Source organism: Flavobacterium frigidum (assembly GCF_048286795.2).
This window is the reverse complement of the sequence record NZ_JBLVPT020000006.1, coordinates 23,363-38,753: the sequence shown is the minus strand read 5'-3', so window position 1 is coordinate 38,753 and position 15,391 is coordinate 23,363. Positions and strand designations below refer to the sequence as shown.

14 protein-coding genes are annotated in these 15,391 nt (G+C 33.6%); 8 read left to right on the top strand and 6 right to left on the bottom strand.

Annotated elements, in window-relative coordinates:
* The first annotated feature begins 12 nt into the window (after positions 1–12).
* A complete protein-coding gene (locus ACNQGB_RS08375; protein ID WP_417946846.1) occupies positions 13–1,242 on the top strand; it encodes a peptidylprolyl isomerase in 1,230 nt (409 codons plus the stop codon).
* A 258-nt stretch (positions 1,243–1,500) separates the two neighbouring features.
* On the opposite strand, the gene ACNQGB_RS08370 is transcribed toward ACNQGB_RS08375, so the two are convergent.
* Positions 1,501–1,941, bottom strand: coding sequence for a hypothetical protein (locus ACNQGB_RS08370; RefSeq protein ID WP_417946845.1), 441 nt, complete (start codon positions 1,939–1,941; stop codon positions 1,501–1,503).
* A 464-nt stretch (positions 1,942–2,405) separates the two neighbouring features.
* Here ACNQGB_RS08370 and ACNQGB_RS08365 point away from each other — a divergent pair, with 464 nt between their 5' ends.
* From ACNQGB_RS08365 to ACNQGB_RS08340, 6 genes are all read left to right on the top strand, one after another.
* A complete protein-coding gene (locus tag ACNQGB_RS08365) occupies positions 2,406–3,596 on the top strand; it encodes a hypothetical protein (RefSeq protein WP_417946843.1) in 1,191 nt (396 codons plus the stop codon).
* 38 nt (positions 3,597–3,634) lie between these two features.
* Positions 3,635–4,528 carry a PDDEXK family nuclease gene (locus tag ACNQGB_RS08360; RefSeq protein WP_417946841.1) on the top strand — a complete coding sequence of 298 codons (894 nt, stop codon included), beginning with the start codon at positions 3,635–3,637 and terminating at the stop codon, positions 4,526–4,528.
* A gap of 232 nt (positions 4,529–4,760) precedes the next feature.
* Positions 4,761–5,180 (top strand): hypothetical protein, encoded by a 420-nt coding sequence (locus ACNQGB_RS08355; RefSeq protein WP_417946839.1) that lies wholly within the window; start codon positions 4,761–4,763, stop codon positions 5,178–5,180.
* 196 nt (positions 5,181–5,376) lie between these two features.
* Positions 5,377–5,682, top strand: coding sequence for a hypothetical protein (locus ACNQGB_RS08350; protein ID WP_417946837.1), 306 nt, complete (start codon positions 5,377–5,379; stop codon positions 5,680–5,682).
* 17 nt (positions 5,683–5,699) lie between these two features.
* On the top strand, positions 5,700–5,996 hold the full coding sequence (locus ACNQGB_RS08345) for a hypothetical protein (RefSeq protein WP_417946835.1): 297 nt from the start codon (positions 5,700–5,702) through the stop codon (positions 5,994–5,996).
* 187 nt (positions 5,997–6,183) lie between these two features.
* The gene (locus tag ACNQGB_RS08340; protein ID WP_417946834.1) at positions 6,184–6,513 is read left to right on the top strand and encodes a hypothetical protein; all 330 of its coding nucleotides are present in this window, start codon (positions 6,184–6,186) and stop codon (positions 6,511–6,513) included.
* Positions 6,514–6,564: 51 nt separating this feature from the next.
* Here the strand turns inward: ACNQGB_RS08340 and ACNQGB_RS08335 are convergent, their stop codons facing one another.
* Entirely contained in the window at positions 6,565–7,170 is a 606-nt protein-coding gene (locus ACNQGB_RS08335; RefSeq protein WP_417946833.1) for a GNAT family N-acetyltransferase, read from the bottom strand.
* A gap of 350 nt (positions 7,171–7,520) precedes the next feature.
* Here ACNQGB_RS08335 and ACNQGB_RS08330 point away from each other — a divergent pair, with 350 nt between their 5' ends.
* On the top strand, positions 7,521–10,349 hold the full coding sequence (locus tag ACNQGB_RS08330; RefSeq protein ID WP_472777098.1) for a M16 family metallopeptidase: 2,829 nt from the start codon (positions 7,521–7,523) through the stop codon (positions 10,347–10,349).
* A gap of 193 nt (positions 10,350–10,542) precedes the next feature.
* Here the strand turns inward: ACNQGB_RS08330 and ACNQGB_RS08325 are convergent, their stop codons facing one another.
* The 4 genes from ACNQGB_RS08325 to ACNQGB_RS08310 form a co-directional block, all read right to left on the bottom strand.
* Complete coding sequence (locus ACNQGB_RS08325) at positions 10,543–10,899, bottom strand: hypothetical protein (RefSeq protein ID WP_417947762.1); 357 nt, start codon at positions 10,897–10,899, stop codon at positions 10,543–10,545.
* A gap of 70 nt (positions 10,900–10,969) precedes the next feature.
* A complete protein-coding gene (locus tag ACNQGB_RS08320) occupies positions 10,970–12,148 on the bottom strand; it encodes an AIR synthase related protein (protein ID WP_417947761.1) in 1,179 nt (392 codons plus the stop codon).
* 306 nt (positions 12,149–12,454) lie between these two features.
* Entirely contained in the window at positions 12,455–13,996 is a 1,542-nt protein-coding gene (locus tag ACNQGB_RS08315) for a carboxypeptidase regulatory-like domain-containing protein (RefSeq protein WP_417946302.1), read from the bottom strand.
* The gene (locus ACNQGB_RS08310) at positions 13,993–15,390 is read right to left on the bottom strand and encodes a CsgG/HfaB family protein (protein ID WP_417946301.1); all 1,398 of its coding nucleotides are present in this window, start codon (positions 15,388–15,390) and stop codon (positions 13,993–13,995) included. Before ACNQGB_RS08310 ends, ACNQGB_RS08315 begins: the two co-directional genes overlap by 4 nt.
* Position 15,391: the final 1 nt, after the last annotated feature.

Here is a 15,391-nt window from a genome sequence, read left to right as displayed (position 1 = left end):
ATACAACTCAAAATGAAATCTAAAATTCTGTTTTTATTATTTCTGGGAATGTTCAACTTGCATTCTCAAACTACAAAAAAAGGGACGCCTGTAAAAAAAACGGCTACAACCGTAAAATCGACTTCTAAACCAACGGTTAAAAAACCTGCAGTAATAGAAGGAATTTTTGCTACCATTGCCACCAACAAAGGGAATATTGTATTAGAATTAGAATACACAAAAACACCTGTAACAGTAGCAAATTTTATCGCTTTAGCAGAAGGTAAAAATACTTTTGTAACTCCAGAAAATCTTAAAGGAAAACCATTTTTTGATGGTTTAAAATTTCACCGCGTCATCAAAGATTTCATGATTCAAGGTGGAGATCCCTCTGGAAACGGTTCTGGAGGTCCGGGATATGCGTTTAAAGATGAATTTACAGATTTAAAACACAACAAAGCCGGAATTTTGTCTATGGCTAATTCTGGACCAGGTACTAATGGAAGTCAGTTTTTTATCACGCACAAAGAAACTTCTTGGCTAGACGGAAAACATACTGTATTTGGTCATGTTACAAAAGGTATGAATGTGTTGAACGCTATTGCTGCCAATGATGTTATTACCAAAGTAACTATAGATAGAAAAGGCGCTTTAGCCAAAAAATTTGATGCCCCAAAAGTGTTCACGGACTATTTCAATTATAAATCCGAGGACCAAAAGAAGCAAGACATCATCAATGCAGAAAACAAAGCTAAACAAGCGGCTCTAATGGCAGAAGCTAAAAGAGTATATACGGAAACATACGGACCAGTGATTGCGGCAAAAAAAACATATTTGGCAACTGTAAAAGCAACAGCTACGACAACAGCATCTGGATTAGCGTATAAAATTGTTGAGAAAGGAACTGGTATAAAACCAGCCAACGGAACCACTTTTTATTTCAACTACGCGGGGTATTTTGAGGACGGGACTTTATTTGATAGCAATTACGAAGATGTAAACAAAGCCTATGGGAAATTTGATGCCAATCGTGGTGCACAAAACGGATACCAATCCTTCCCATTTGAAGCGGGTAAAAAAGACGGAATGATTCCTGGATTTATTGAAGGATTGGACAATATGGGATTTGGTGATAAAGCAATCGTTTTCATTCCATCCAATCTGGCATATGGAGAAAGAGGCGCAGGTGGCGTAATACCGCCAAATACAATGCTTATTTTTGAATTGGAAATGCTAGAAAAGCAACCTGCCCCGAAACAATAAAGTTTAAAAAGTAGATTATAAAAAACCCGATAGATTTTGAAATCTGTCGGGTTTTTTGTTTGACAAACAAAATATTTTCTCGTTGATTCAACATCAAGTTGTAATTGACCTACACCACACTGAAATTTAATGCTAGACTATGTCCAAATTTGTCATTCTGACGAAGGAAGAATCTCGACAACTTGAATACTCCACTTGTGGCCATTCCTCCTTCGCAGGAATAACAAATAAACTTGTGAATTTAATTGAGATAATAAATTATTTCTTCCCGAATTTCCAGTCGAATTCGTCTTTTTGATTGATAATAGCACCAATTTCAAATTTCACCACCTCATCAAATTCCGTTTGAAAAATTATCCAATTTTCTTCATTGAAATAATTCTCAAACGTATCAAATTCTTCCTGAGTGAATTTAGTTATAGCTTTTGCTGCCAAATCCTTCTTTACCTCACTGATTTTTCTATTGATTATTTTGTGGCCAAATAACTCCAACTCTTGACTTGAAGCAACGATGTACCCCAGTTTAAACTCTTCCTCTACATAGAAAGTCAAGCGCATTTTTAGTTTGTTGTACGCAAAAATAACGTTATCATCCTCGTCTTTGTAATTGCGATCCGGCTTGCCATACAGCGCCGCTACATCATTTTGTTTCATTCCGAAAATGAGTTTCTCAATTCCGTTTTTTGGATTTATTTTCATTGTAGTTTTTTATGTTTTAAATAGTATTGCTACCAATTAGGTGTTGCATTGCGATTCCGCTAAATGTGGAATCGCATACAGTACTCATCTTGGCTTGCAAAGTTCGGAAAGATTTTTACAAAGTCGGCTACTTTTCGATAGTAAAAATTAATCCAAACTAGAACTGCACTCCCAAAACTAATTTGTTACGGACTAAACCACAATAAAAGCTTCACCTGCAATGAAATTCTATAATTGAATTTTAAATCATAGTACCACTAAAAATCTGGTGACTTTGTAAGAAAATTTTAATACATTTGAAATAATTAAAACAACGTAAAAATTCGCATATTAACTCTTATTGGGTGTATTGGCGAAAGTTTATTTCGTTTATATACAAGTTACCTGAAAGCCTAAAAAAAAATCTGCGGTCATAAGAAATCAACTATAATAATCGTACTTTGGTAATCAATTAAAGATTGAAAATGAAATTTGAAGATAATAAACATATTAGTGGAGATGGCGTCTACTACGAAGGAGTAATTAGGGATATAAAACGTTCAAAAACGTCTTTACAGCCAGTTTATGAAGCATTTACAAATTCTCTTGAAGCAGTTAAAATAAAAGAAAATCTAAAAAAGGACTTCAAAGGTAAAATTGAAATAAAAATATTTTCAATACAGAATACAGACCAAAGTTTTACTTTTTCAAAACTTCAAATAAGTGATAATGGTATTGGCTTTGATAACAAAGAATTTAAACGATTCAATACTTATAAAGATTTTACAAAAGGATTCAAAAATCTTGGTTCGGGAAGGATACAATACGCACACTATTTTGATACGACTAAAATAAAAAGTAAATATCGAGATAATGGAAGTTATAGAGAAAGAGAATTTTTCGTCTCAAAAAAAGATAATTATCTGAAAAATAATTCAATAATATTTCACAAAAGCGATATCAAAATTGATGCTGATTCATCTGGAACTGTATTGACTTTTGAAGGTCTTTTAGACCCAACAAGAAACATATACCACACATTAAATGACGTTAATTTAAAAGATGCATTTATAAAAAGATATATTCAATATTTTTGCTTAAACAAAAACAGCTTACCTGAAATTACTATAGAGCATTATGTATTTAACGATTTAGAAAATAAATCAACAATTTCAGAATCCGATATTCCAGAAATTGATAATACTGCTAATGTAAAAGTTAATTATTCCAAGATCTCTGATGACGCGGAAACCATCATTGAAACTGAAAATTTTGAAATTTTCACAATAAATTCTTATAAATTAGATAAGTCATTTTTAAAACAAAATGATTTGAAGCTAACAAGTAAGCACGAAGTAATTGAAAATTTCGAAATTAACTTACTTTCTCTTACTAAAGACGAAGTAATTGATAATAGCCATTTTCTTTTTTTAGTATCTAGTGATTATCTAGATGATAAGGACACTAACGAAAGAGGCGAATTTGATATCCCTACAAATGAAATTTTTTCAAACGACGGAAATATTTTTAATGACGAAGTAATAATTCTTGACCTTCTTGAAAACGAGTTAAACAGTTCAATTTATCATTTGTATCCACAAATAGAAAAAATACAAGAAAAACATCAATTAGATTTAAAGAACCTTAAAGAAATGTTTTTATTCCCGAAGATTTAGAAATTGAAATTTCTATAAATGATAGTGATAAAAAAATATTGGAAAAATTCTACACTGCAGAAGCGAGAAAAAAAGCTGAACTAGATTCAAATTTAAAAAATAGTATAGAAAGATTAAATCATTTGGATACAACTTCTGACGATTATTCGAATATACTTGATGAAGAAATTGAAAGAATAGTTAAAGTAATTCCACAACAGAATAAAGTTGAATTAACTCACTACGTTGCTCGAAGAAAACTTGTTCTTGAATTATTTTCATTAATTTTAAATAGTAAATTATCAGTTCAAAATGATGGTTCAAGAAATAATGATGAAGCATTATTACATAATTTAATTTTTCAACAAAATACAACTTCACCAGATAAAAGTGACTTATGGATTATAAATGAAGATTTTATCTATTTTCAAGGAATTTCTGAATCCAAATTATCAGAAATAAAATTTAAAGGAGAAAATATTATTCGAGAAGACCTATCTGAAGAAGAAAATAAATTTATAACATCTATTGGTGAAAATAGACTTCATAAAAGACCTGACATATTATTATTTCCTCAAGAGGAGAAATGTATAATTATTGAGTTTAAAAACCCTAGTGTTAGTGTATCTGACCACTTGAATCAAATCAATAATTACGCAACTTTACTAAGAAATTTTTCAATTCCAGAAATGAAATTAACTACATTTTACGGATATCTAATCGGGGAAAAAATTGAACCAAATGACGTTAGAGCTTATGATGCTGATTTCAAAAATGCATATAATTTTGATTATTTGTTTAGGCCATCAAAAACTATAGCTGGAATGTTCAACAATGAAGGTAAAGACGGTTCACTTTATACTGAAGTTGTAAAATATTCTACACTCCTTGAACGAGCAAAAAATCGAAATAATATATTTATCAAAAAACTAACAAAAGAAAATATTGATTGATTATTGTAAACCCTAAGAAAAGGCCTTCAGGTAACAGCCATTTTGAGCTAGCTAGAATTTACTGGAATTAGCGTTTCGCATCACGTTTTCGTTAAGCCGAAAATTGAGCAGTTACGAACTTCCAGCTATCTCAAAGCAGTAAAACATTCTGCCTATGTCTGAGGAAAATTCGTTAATTAAAAAACAATGTGAAATAAAGAAACTATTCAAAAAAAAAACTAAATTTTGTAAAATGTCAGAAAGTAAAATTATAGTAAGAATGTCTAAAAGTACTGGGATTTATAATAAAAGTAATAAGTACGAAATACTCATTAATAATGAATCTAAAGCTGAACTTGATTATGTAAATAACAGACAAATATTTATTGCAGAAAGCGGGAAAAATATTATTCAGATTAAAAATGAAAATACAAGTATTGTAAAAGAGATAAATATAAAATATGCCCAAGACATAACTATAACTATTAATGCAAGTGTTACTTATAAATTAGGTTTGGGAATTATTATAGGAATTGCAATTACAGGTTTAATTATTCAATTAATTATTGCGAAAAAAGTAATATTGCCTTTAATTTTTATTCCATTTATTTCATTACTTTTCGTAAAAAAAGAAAATTTTCCAAATAGTTTTGAAATAACAATTAGTAAGTAAGACATACGCAATCCGCCGTTTGGCAATATGGCGGGATTTGGCTTAATTTGAAGTTGGTTTTGTATTTTGGAAATTTGCTTCGCCTATTAGCTATCGCTCGGGTGACAAATCCGAAAATAGGGCTTAATTTAGTTCCAAGCCAGCTGTAGTAGCTGGACCTTGTGTGTAGGTTTCGAGCGACAGAAAACCGAAAGAAATGAAGAGTAAAATTGAAAAATTATCTAACGATATTTTAATCCAAATTGAATTCCAATTTGACGAAAATTATAAAACAGTATTAGAAATTTTAGAAACTGAATTATCTAAAAATGATTTTTTAAACTCAAATCGAATAATTCGTTGTATAATATTTTTGTCTAAAAATAGTGTTGAAAAATTGAAAGAGAATATAAGTTTAGCAATAATTGATTGGCGTGATATTATTCTTTTTGCCGAATACGAAAATAATGAAAGAAATGAGCCAATATTGAAAAGAGATTTCAATAAACCATTTGAAAACTAAAATATCATATTTGTTTAATGATAGAAAAACAAAAAATATTATTTGAGGAATTAACTAGTTTATGCAATAAAAAGGAAGTACATGAATTTGAGTTCTCTGTTGAAATGTGGGGAATTATGTGGATGCCTTGTTTTATATATATTAATAAAGAAGTGGTAGATATTTCTTTAAAAGATATTGAAAATAATGACTTAAAGGAATTAATAAATATTGGAGTAATTGAAAAAATTAAAGAATATGAAGATTCCGAATTAAATTTTCCTTTAGAAATTTCAAGAACAAAATATAGAATAAAACCGAACGCAAAAAGCTAGGGTTTCGTTCCGGCTGCAAGCCTAACAATAAAACCCGTATTAAACGAAACCGATTATATGTCATCACTACTAGTGGAGATAACGTAAACTTTTTTTAAAAACAACAAAAACGAAAAGAATTAAATTCGATAACATACAAGCTAACTGTTTTTTTATTTCGCTGATCGTATTATCTTTAATTTGTCTTGTGATTGGTAGTTTTGAGCTTATTCCATTTCAAAACCCCATCATAAATAAAAGAATTCGTGCTATAGGCTTCGCATCACAAGCCTTATTTTTCTCTAGAACTTTCTGGTATAAAAATTATTTACAATGGAATAAAAAAGGAATGTTCCTTCGCATAAACTCCTTCTCAGGGAAATCAATTGCGTTCAAAACCATTGAAAGTACCAAATTAGAAAACAATCTTTTGACCATTTATAAAAATGATGGCAACAGCTTTGCTTTTGACCTTAGTGCTATTGACGAAAATGATTCGAAAAAAGTATATGATATAATCCATCAGTATTGCTGCTAATCTACAAAGATTCAATGTGAAAACTGTTAAATCCCTTTGACTAAAAATTTTTCAATACAATCGCATTTTCAAATTTGCTTTTACGGCATCAAACCATTCTGATCTTAAAATACTTAGAATAATGCTGTCGCGACGTTCGTCACTATCTGCTGTGGGCATATTACTGCGCAAGACACCTTCTACTTTGCAGCCAATACTTTTCATCGCCGCAATACTTCGTGCATTGTTATTGTCTGCACGAAATTCTACACGTTCTACTTCTAAAGTTTCAAAAGTATATTGCAAAAGCAAAAATTTGCAATGCTTGTTTAATCCCGTTCCTCTAAAAGCACTGCCGTACCACGTGTAACCCAATTGTACTGTTTTGAAATCTAAATTCATATCATAAAAACGAGTACATCCCGCATACTTCCCCGATTTTTTGTCGAATACAATGAAGGGAAATTCGGTTTTATTATTACGTGCTGCTACAGCAATGTGAATGTAATTTTCCAAGTTTTCTCTGCCATTTGCCCGCACTAAAGAATAGTGCCACGTCTCCGGCTCGTTCATCGAAATGTCGATCAGGTTTTCTACATCTGCTTCTTGTAGCGGTCTTAGTAACACCAATTCATCCTCTAAAACAAGGGATTGAGAAAAATCAAAATTTGCATTCATAACAGTTCGTTTTCAGTAATCAAATGAGTTCAAATATAATTTTTAATTCGATCGCAACAGCAATAAACTGTGCAGTATTGATCATTTTAAAATGCCTATCATCTGTTTTTTGAATTCAAAGCTAAAACTATCGCAGTTCAAACGATTAAAACCCAAAACGATCAAACTCTTAAAATCTTATTATTTGTTCATCCCTTTATGGTTTAAAATAAATGCTCTACCAGTTTTCTTAAAACAATTACCTTAATGTTGCTTTTACTATTCCCATATTTTCAAAATTTTCCTTACTTTCACAGTCCAAAGTAGAACACATCCGATGATACAAACTACTCTGAATAAAAACGTAAAATATGAAACCAGTACAGTTATTTCTTTGCTATTTATTGCTCATTACCATTGTTCCCTCCTATTCTCAAAATCAAAAAGCACCCGAATTTAAAGTAGCTTTCGAGAAATTTACTTTAGATAACGGTTTGCAAGTCATCTTGCACATCGACCGATCTGATCCCGTTGTTGCCGTTGCATTGACGAGTCACGTAGGCTCAGCTAGAGAAAAAGCGGGACGAACTGGTTTTGCACATTTGTTTGAGCATTTACTCTTTTTAGAATCCGAAAATTTAGGAAAAGGTGGTTTAGATAAAATGAGTGCGCGCATCGGTGGCGAAGGAGCTAATGGTTCTACAAGCCGAGATCGAACGAATTATTTTCAGACCGTTCCCAAAGATGCTTTGGAAAAAATGATTTGGGCCGAAGCAGACAAGTTAGGATATTTCATCAATACAGTGACGGAACCTGTTTTGGCTAAAGAAAAACAAGTCGTTAAAAACGAAAAAAGACAGAGTTACGATAACAGACCCTACGGTCACAATTTTTCGGTAATTTCAAAAAATTTATACCCTGAAACGCATCCGTACAATTGGGATGTAATTGGTTCGTTAGAGGATTTACAAAATGCTACGCTAGACGATGTTAAAAGTTTTTACAACCGCTGGTATGTTCCTAATAATGTTACATTGACTATTGCCGGAGATTTTGATGTGAAACAAACCAAAGCGTGGGTCGAAAAATACTTTGGAGAAATAAAACGTGGCGAAGCGATTCCTAAAATGGAAAAACAACCCGTACTATTAACCGAAACAAAAAAACTATATTATGAGGATAATTTTGCCAAGTTGCCTCAGCTCACCCTAACTTGGCCTTCGGTTTACGAATACCATCCAGACAGTTATGCGCTAGAAGTGCTGGCTAATTATCTTTCGAAAGGTAAAAAAGCGCCTTTGTATAAAACCTTAGTGGAAGAGAAGAAAGTGACTGATGCCGCTGATTTGTTTCAATACAATTCAGAAATAGCGGGTCAGTATATGCTTAGCGTAACGGCATTCCAGAAAACAAATTTAAATGATGTCATGAACGGCATCAATGAAGCTTTCAAAAACTTTGAAGCCGAAGGGATTTCACAACAAGATTTAGACCGAATCAAAGCCGGACAAGAAACTGCTTTTTACACTAATTTATCGAGTGTTTTAGGAAAAGGTTTTCAACTGGCACAGTACGAGATTTTTGCAGGAACACCCGAATACATCAACCAAGATGTAAAGAATATTCTTGCTGTAACTATCCAAGATGTTATGCGGGTCTATGAAAAATACATTAAAGGTAAAAATTATGTAGCCACTAGTTTTGTTCCAAAAGGACAAGCCAATTTAATTTTAGAGGGTTCGACAGTTGCTGCCGTAGTCGAAGAAAAAATAATCGAAGGAAAAGAAGATACTTTTGATGCCAGCATCGCAGCTACCTACAAAAAAACGCCTTCTACATTTGATCGTAGCGTTGAACCTGAGTATGGCCAGAGTCCAGATGTAAAATTACCAGTGGTATGGAAAAATAAGTTATCCTCTGGAATAAGCGTATTGGGTATTGACAATCGTGAAGTGCCACTAGTGCAGTTTCAAGTGCAAATAAAAGGCGCAATGTTGCTTGAAAACCCAACTAAAATAGGAGTTTCGAATATGCTAGCCGATTTGATGACGAAAGGAACCAAGAATAAAACTCCGGAGCAATTAGAAAATGCCATTGAAAGTCTAGGTGCTACCATCCGAGCATATGCTACTGATGAATCGATCTTCATTTCGGTTAATACATTGGCTAAAAATTACAATGCTACGATGGGACTTGTTCAAGAAATACTGCTACAACCGCGCTGGGACGCAAAAGAATTTGATTTGATCAAACAAAGTACGCTAAGCCAAATTCTTCAACAAAAAGCAGATCCCAATAGCATTGCTCGAAACGAATACAAGAAATTAATTTACGGAACGGGTTCCATTTTAGCCAACAACCGCATTGGTACTGAAAGCACAGTAAACAGCATCACATTGGATGATTTGAAAAAATACTACACTCAAAACATGGCTCCTTCCATTACTAATTTTCAAATTGTTGGAGCCATTAGCAAAACCGATGTTAGTAATTCATTGGCTACTCTAAATAAAAATTGGGAAGCAAAAAAAGTGACTATTCCAGCAGTTGTTTCTGCAAACTCCGTTACAGCATCTAAAATTTATTTTTATGATGTTCCTGGTGCCAAGCAATCTGTAATTCGTATTGGTTACCCTGCTCTTGCGGCAATAGATCCCGATTTTTATCCAGCGCAAATCTTGAATTACCGTTTAGGAGGTGGTAGTTTTGCATCCCAATTGACGCAACAATTGCGCGAAGGAAAAGGCTACACCTATGGCATTAGCTCGTCGTTTAGTGGTTCTAGAAATAAAGGTCCGTTTACGATTGCAAGTGGTGTCCGATCTAACGTAACCTTTGAATCAGTGAATTTAATCAAAGATATTTTAATGCAATACGGTAAAAATTTCAATGATACCGATCTGGAAGTAACAAAAGGCTATTTGATAAAAAGTAATGCAAGAGCTTTTGAAACACTATCTTCTAAACTGGAAATGTTGTACGATATTAATAATTACAAGTACTCGAATGATTATGCGAAGCAGCAAGAAAACATCGTCAAGAAAATTACAATTGACGAACTAAAAAAGTTTTCCGAAATGTATTTGAATGCCAATAAAATGATTTATTTGATTGTAGGCGATGCAGAAACTCAGTTGAAAAAACTGGAGCAAGTAGGTTTTGGAACGCCGATTCTTTTGAACACACCTGCAGTGAAATAATTAGATTTTAAACTTATTTGGGTAAAGCAACGCTGCTTGTTTTAGCCCAGATCGAAGTGAAAATCCTTACTGCAAAAAAGATAATTTTTCTTGTCCTGAAAGAGCGACCAACGGAAGCTCCTTTCAGGATTTAGAAAAATATTTTTTTTTAAGGAAGAATTGAAACGTAGAGCTGGATAAGCTCCTAGAAATTTTACTCACTCATTTCGTCATAGCGCTGCGGTACTTGTGGGTCATATGCCGGACATTTGAATTCCTCCATAGTATCTGCAAGGAGATTCATGGTTTTCCCATCGGTTCCATAGCAATCTATTTGAATGCTTTGTGGCGTTGTATTGATGTGAAATGCACCTACTCCGTTAGTGTTTTTCCAACTGCTTTCGTCTACTTTTTCCCATTTTGAAAATACCGATGCGATTCTGTTTAAGATAACCTGAACAGGAAGTTCTTCTAGTCCTTCGACCGTTTCTTGCTCCACAAGGGCCTCGTATACCAAGTGATGATTCAGATAAATTCCGTCCTGATATTTCCAAAAAACCAATTCGTACATAAATAAAAAATTAAAAGATTAAAAGATTGAAAAATTAAAAGATTGAAAAATGAACTCCGATTGAAGCTTTTTAATATTCGAAAGTTCCGTATTCGCTGGTAATTGTCAGTTTTTTTGAAGTGGCAGCTTCTACTCTACCAACTATTTGTGCATCGACATTAAATGATTTTGAAATCTCGATAATGTCTTGTGCAATAGCTTCGGGAACGTAAATTTCCATTCGGTGACCACAATTGAATACTTGATACATTTCTTTCCAATCGGTTTTTGATTGCTCTTGGATTAACTGAAACAAAGGCGGAACTGGAAATAAATTGTCTTTTATAATGTGTAAATTTTCTACGAAATGCAAAATTTTAGTTTGCGCTCCTCCACTGCAATGCACCATTCCGTGAATTTCATTAGAAGAATATTGGTCTAAAATTTTCTTGATGATTGGAGCGTACGTTCTAGTTGGCGACAATACTAATTGTCCAGCATCAATTGGTGAATTTTCAACAGCATCCGTCAAGTTAACTTGTCCGGAATAGATTAATTCTTCGGGAACGGCAGCATCAAAACTCTCTGGATATTTGGTTGCCAAATACTTCCCGAAAACATCATGACGTGCAGATGTAAGTCCGTTGCTTCCCATTCCGCCATTATAGCTTTTTTCATATGTTGCTTGACCAAAAGAAGCCAGTCCTACGATTACATCGCCTGCTTGAATGTTGGCATTATCAATTACTTTGCTACGTTTCATACGAGCTGTAACTGTAGAATCTACAATTATAGTTCGAACAATATCACCTACATCAGCGGTTTCTCCACCTGTAGAATGAATGGTCACACCAAAAGTATCAAGTTCTTTGATTAGTTCTTCCGTTCCGTTGATGATAGCCGAAATCACTTCCGCAGGGATGAGATTTTTATTTCTTCCGATGGTGGAAGAAAGTAAAATGTTATCTGTTGCGCCTACGCACAATAAATCGTCAATATTCATAATCAACGCATCTTGTGCAATGCCTTTCCATACCGAGATGTCTCCTGTTTCCTTCCAATACATATAGGCCAAGGAAGACTTTGTACCCGCTCCATCAGCGTGCATAATCAAACAATACTCTTCATCTTGTGTTAAATAATCAGGGACAATTTTGCAGAAAGCTTGTGGAAATAATCCTTTATCAATGTTTTTTATAGCATTATGAACATCTTCTTTGGATGCCGAAACACCGCGAAGCGCATATCTTTTTGAAGTATCTGAACTCATGTAGTATAGTTGTGAAGCCTGCTTTTAGGCAAGTAGTTGTGGCGCAAAGATACTAATTTGATTTAGGAATTAGGAACAAGGTTTTAGGATTTTTGCACTATTTTTGAAGGATCAAAATCTCGACTCTGCGGTTGGCCGCTCGTTCTTTTTCGTTTTTTTAGAGTGGTTCAAAAATAAGTCTATTTCTATAAAAAACTTTGTATCTAGATTAAAATGTGATTTGAGTACTCAACTTATAATTGCATTTATTAAATTAATAATCAAAAAAAAACAGGCCTGAAGATTTTCAAATTTTAATTAAAAATCCTATTCCCAATCTGGCATACTTGCATTTGAAAAAAGTATTAAACGCGATGCGCCAAGATTGTTCCCTGCAGGAGTGTACTTGATAATATTTTTAATAGACAAGCCATCGTTTGAGGTATTCATCAAAATAAATTCAGCTTCATTTGGCGAAAATCTTACGTCAATATCTATGGTCCCGATAAGTTTTTCGGCACTTATTTCTGTAGTTACGCCAGTGCTCAATATGGCTTGAAAAACTCGGCTATCTAATTGCCTGTAATTTGCATCTTCAAAGCCAGATACGTCTCTTGTAAAAATTAATCGTTGTCCGTTTATAGAAAAATTAAGCCCTCCTATCGCTCCATTAATACCTGACACAATCTGATTTTGCACTGTTCCTGCTGTATTGATTACATAAATTTCAGCGTTGTAACCATTAGGATCATTTACTTTTATAGCAATTTTTGAACCGTCATTGCTCCAATCGCACTCAGAAATGAACTTACCATTTGGTGTTTGATAAATCTTGGTTAAACCGCTTCCGTCATTATTGATGCGATACAACTTATCAAAAGATGCATATATAATTTGGCTACCAGAGGCATTCCAAGAAAAATTGAGATAATCCGAATTAAAGCCTGAAATAGGTGCCGCGTTGGTGATTTTTAATACGTTGGTTCCATCTGGATTCATCGTATAAATATGATTTTGACCACCATTTGATCTTATGAATGCTATTTTATTTACTTGATTATTTTTTCGAGGGCGCCAACTATTTACGCTAGTACTGGTCAGTTGTAACTGATTACCACTTTCATCTCCGGAATAAATTACATAGTTATTAACCTCCTTTTTAACAAATAGAAACCGAGCATCACGGAAGTCTATTGTGGTAAAAGCGCGCACTGGACTCAAAACAGCAGGATTAATAGCATCAGAAACTGCTACTTGCCAATAGTATTTAGTGCTATAGGACAAGCCTTTAATGGTTAATGTGTTTTTAGAAATGTTAGGAAAAGTTACGACCTCTGTACTGTTCTCTTTTCGTAATGTAATTACATATTTTAAACTGTCTTTCTCTATATCGGTGGCTGTCCATGCTAAATTGATTTCGAGAGCCTGATTGATTGCATTATCTGCCGGTGTCACTAACACGGGCGTTGTAGGAGATTTGTTATTTGTAGTTGACAACTTCAACTCAAAAACTAAACTAGAGGTTTTATTTGCATTAACGGTTGCTGCTTCAAATTTAGCAATATATCCTTCCTTTTGAGCCTCAAAAGAATAATCCCCTACTTTTACATTATTGACTACAAACTTACCCTGTTCGTCAGTAAACACAATGCTAGTATTGGGATTTGAGAACACTTTAACATTGGCCATAGGTTTAAAATCTACAGCACTAACTACTTTACCTTCTATAGTACCAAATTCTTCTCCTGCAAACTTTTCCTCTGCACAAGAAAGAAAAATGAAAAAGAGCAAGACTATACATCTTACTTTTAAAACACTTTGAATTAATGGTAAGACATTGCGATTCATATTAGGATCCTTTATCATCATTTTTTAGAATTTGTAATAATAGTTGTTTTTTGAGCTGTCTTTTTAATTTGAAAATAATAAGTAAGTCCTACGCCAAATCGGAAATAATAATCATCACGTACGCCACGCTCTAAATAATCTATGGTATCACTAAAATTGATATTTTGTTCAGCGAAAGCCTTAATTCCTATTTTTGAACTGACAAGATATTCCAGTCCAGCACCGTATTGAATTTTAGAATGTCTATTCTCGAATATCTTATTCGTTCCAAAACCAAAACCTGCAAATATGAATGGACTCAATTTATCTTTTGGCAATACCAATAGTTCCGCATTCACATCTACCGTAGCATAGCCTACATCTAAAAGTCCTTTATTAGCTAGTTTAAATACGTTGAGCGAACTACTAATGCTAAAACTTGGAGTGAAAAAATATTTTAAAGCCGTTCGTCCTAATGGTCTTAACGTAGGATTGCTATAATCGCCATCTATAAGTGTTGCTCCAGCTCCAATTTCAACTGCAAACTTTGAGCGTCGCTCTTGCAAATTTCTTCCAAATAAAGAGTTAGTCAGTGCTTGCTCATTTTCTTTTTCATAGTTGACTAAAGCTTCATCAATAGCTTCTGGACTTGCATCAGCCTCCCAAATGCCACCTTTTATCCCTTCAAGAACTAGTGTGCACACAGCTTTTTCAATCGCTTCGGTCACTGCCATTTGAACGGGTTCATTTGTAGTATACCCTGTTTCTACCTCCAATAATCTTTTGAAGTTAACATACTTAAAAAGGCTTTGATCGATGGCTTGCGATAATATTGTTTTTGAAATATAAACAGATTTTAAAATCTTTCCGTTAGCTGTTGATACCATCCTCAAATAAATAGTAACTCGATCTTGCCTGTATTTTACAGAGCCACCCGTACCAAAATATCGAGCACCAAAACCGCCAGTAATAATATTGGTGTCATACGATATAATGCCACCCTCTAATAAAACTCCCGCATAGAATAAAGGTGTTATTTGTGGCACATTAAGATCTACATCTTTTGTGTATTCTTGTCTAGTAGATCGAATAAGGTTTCGTTCTTGTAACAAATTGCCAATATTTTCTCTTTCAATAGGGATAAACCATTTGGAGTCTTCAAGCGCTTTAATTAAAATTGAAGTAGCACCCTGCGTTACAGCAGTACTAAAATTGCTACCGTTTTCTGAAGCTTTGTATTGTCCGGTTTGATCGCGAAATTTGTAAAGCCCAACTACAATTTGTTCTTTTGCTTTTGGCAATTGTTTAAGGGCTGTTGTCGCTTTCGTATTTTCACCAATAATTGCTTTTTCAACTCCAGTGGGTTGATTGTAATAGGCACCACAGCTAAATAGTGTCAAAAAAAGCAATAAATAACAATGGTTTTTACATTTCATA

Coding starts and splice junctions, on each gene's coding strand:
- ACNQGB_RS08330 (WP_472777098.1), top strand. CDS start 7,521: ATGAAACCAGTACAGTTATTTCTTTGCTATTTATTGCTCATTACCATT.
- ACNQGB_RS08355 (WP_417946839.1), top strand. CDS start 4,761: ATGTCAGAAAGTAAAATTATAGTAAGAATGTCTAAAAGTACTGGGATT.
- ACNQGB_RS08320 (WP_417947761.1), bottom strand. CDS start 12,148: ATGAGTTCAGATACTTCAAAAAGATATGCGCTTCGCGGTGTTTCGGCA.
- ACNQGB_RS08325 (WP_417947762.1), bottom strand. CDS start 10,899: ATGTACGAATTGGTTTTTTGGAAATATCAGGACGGAATTTATCTGAAT.
- ACNQGB_RS08350 (WP_417946837.1), top strand. CDS start 5,377: ATGAAGAGTAAAATTGAAAAATTATCTAACGATATTTTAATCCAAATT.
- ACNQGB_RS08315 (WP_417946302.1), bottom strand. CDS start 13,996: ATGATGATAAAGGATCCTAATATGAATCGCAATGTCTTACCATTAATT.
- ACNQGB_RS08345 (WP_417946835.1), top strand. CDS start 5,700: ATGATAGAAAAACAAAAAATATTATTTGAGGAATTAACTAGTTTATGC.
- ACNQGB_RS08375 (WP_417946846.1), top strand. CDS start 13: ATGAAATCTAAAATTCTGTTTTTATTATTTCTGGGAATGTTCAACTTG.
- ACNQGB_RS08365 (WP_417946843.1), top strand. CDS start 2,406: ATGAAATTTGAAGATAATAAACATATTAGTGGAGATGGCGTCTACTAC.
- ACNQGB_RS08335 (WP_417946833.1), bottom strand. CDS start 7,170: ATGAATGCAAATTTTGATTTTTCTCAATCCCTTGTTTTAGAGGATGAA.
- ACNQGB_RS08370 (WP_417946845.1), bottom strand. CDS start 1,941: ATGAAAATAAATCCAAAAAACGGAATTGAGAAACTCATTTTCGGAATG.
- ACNQGB_RS08310 (WP_417946301.1), bottom strand. CDS start 15,390: ATGAAATGTAAAAACCATTGTTATTTATTGCTTTTTTTGACACTATTT.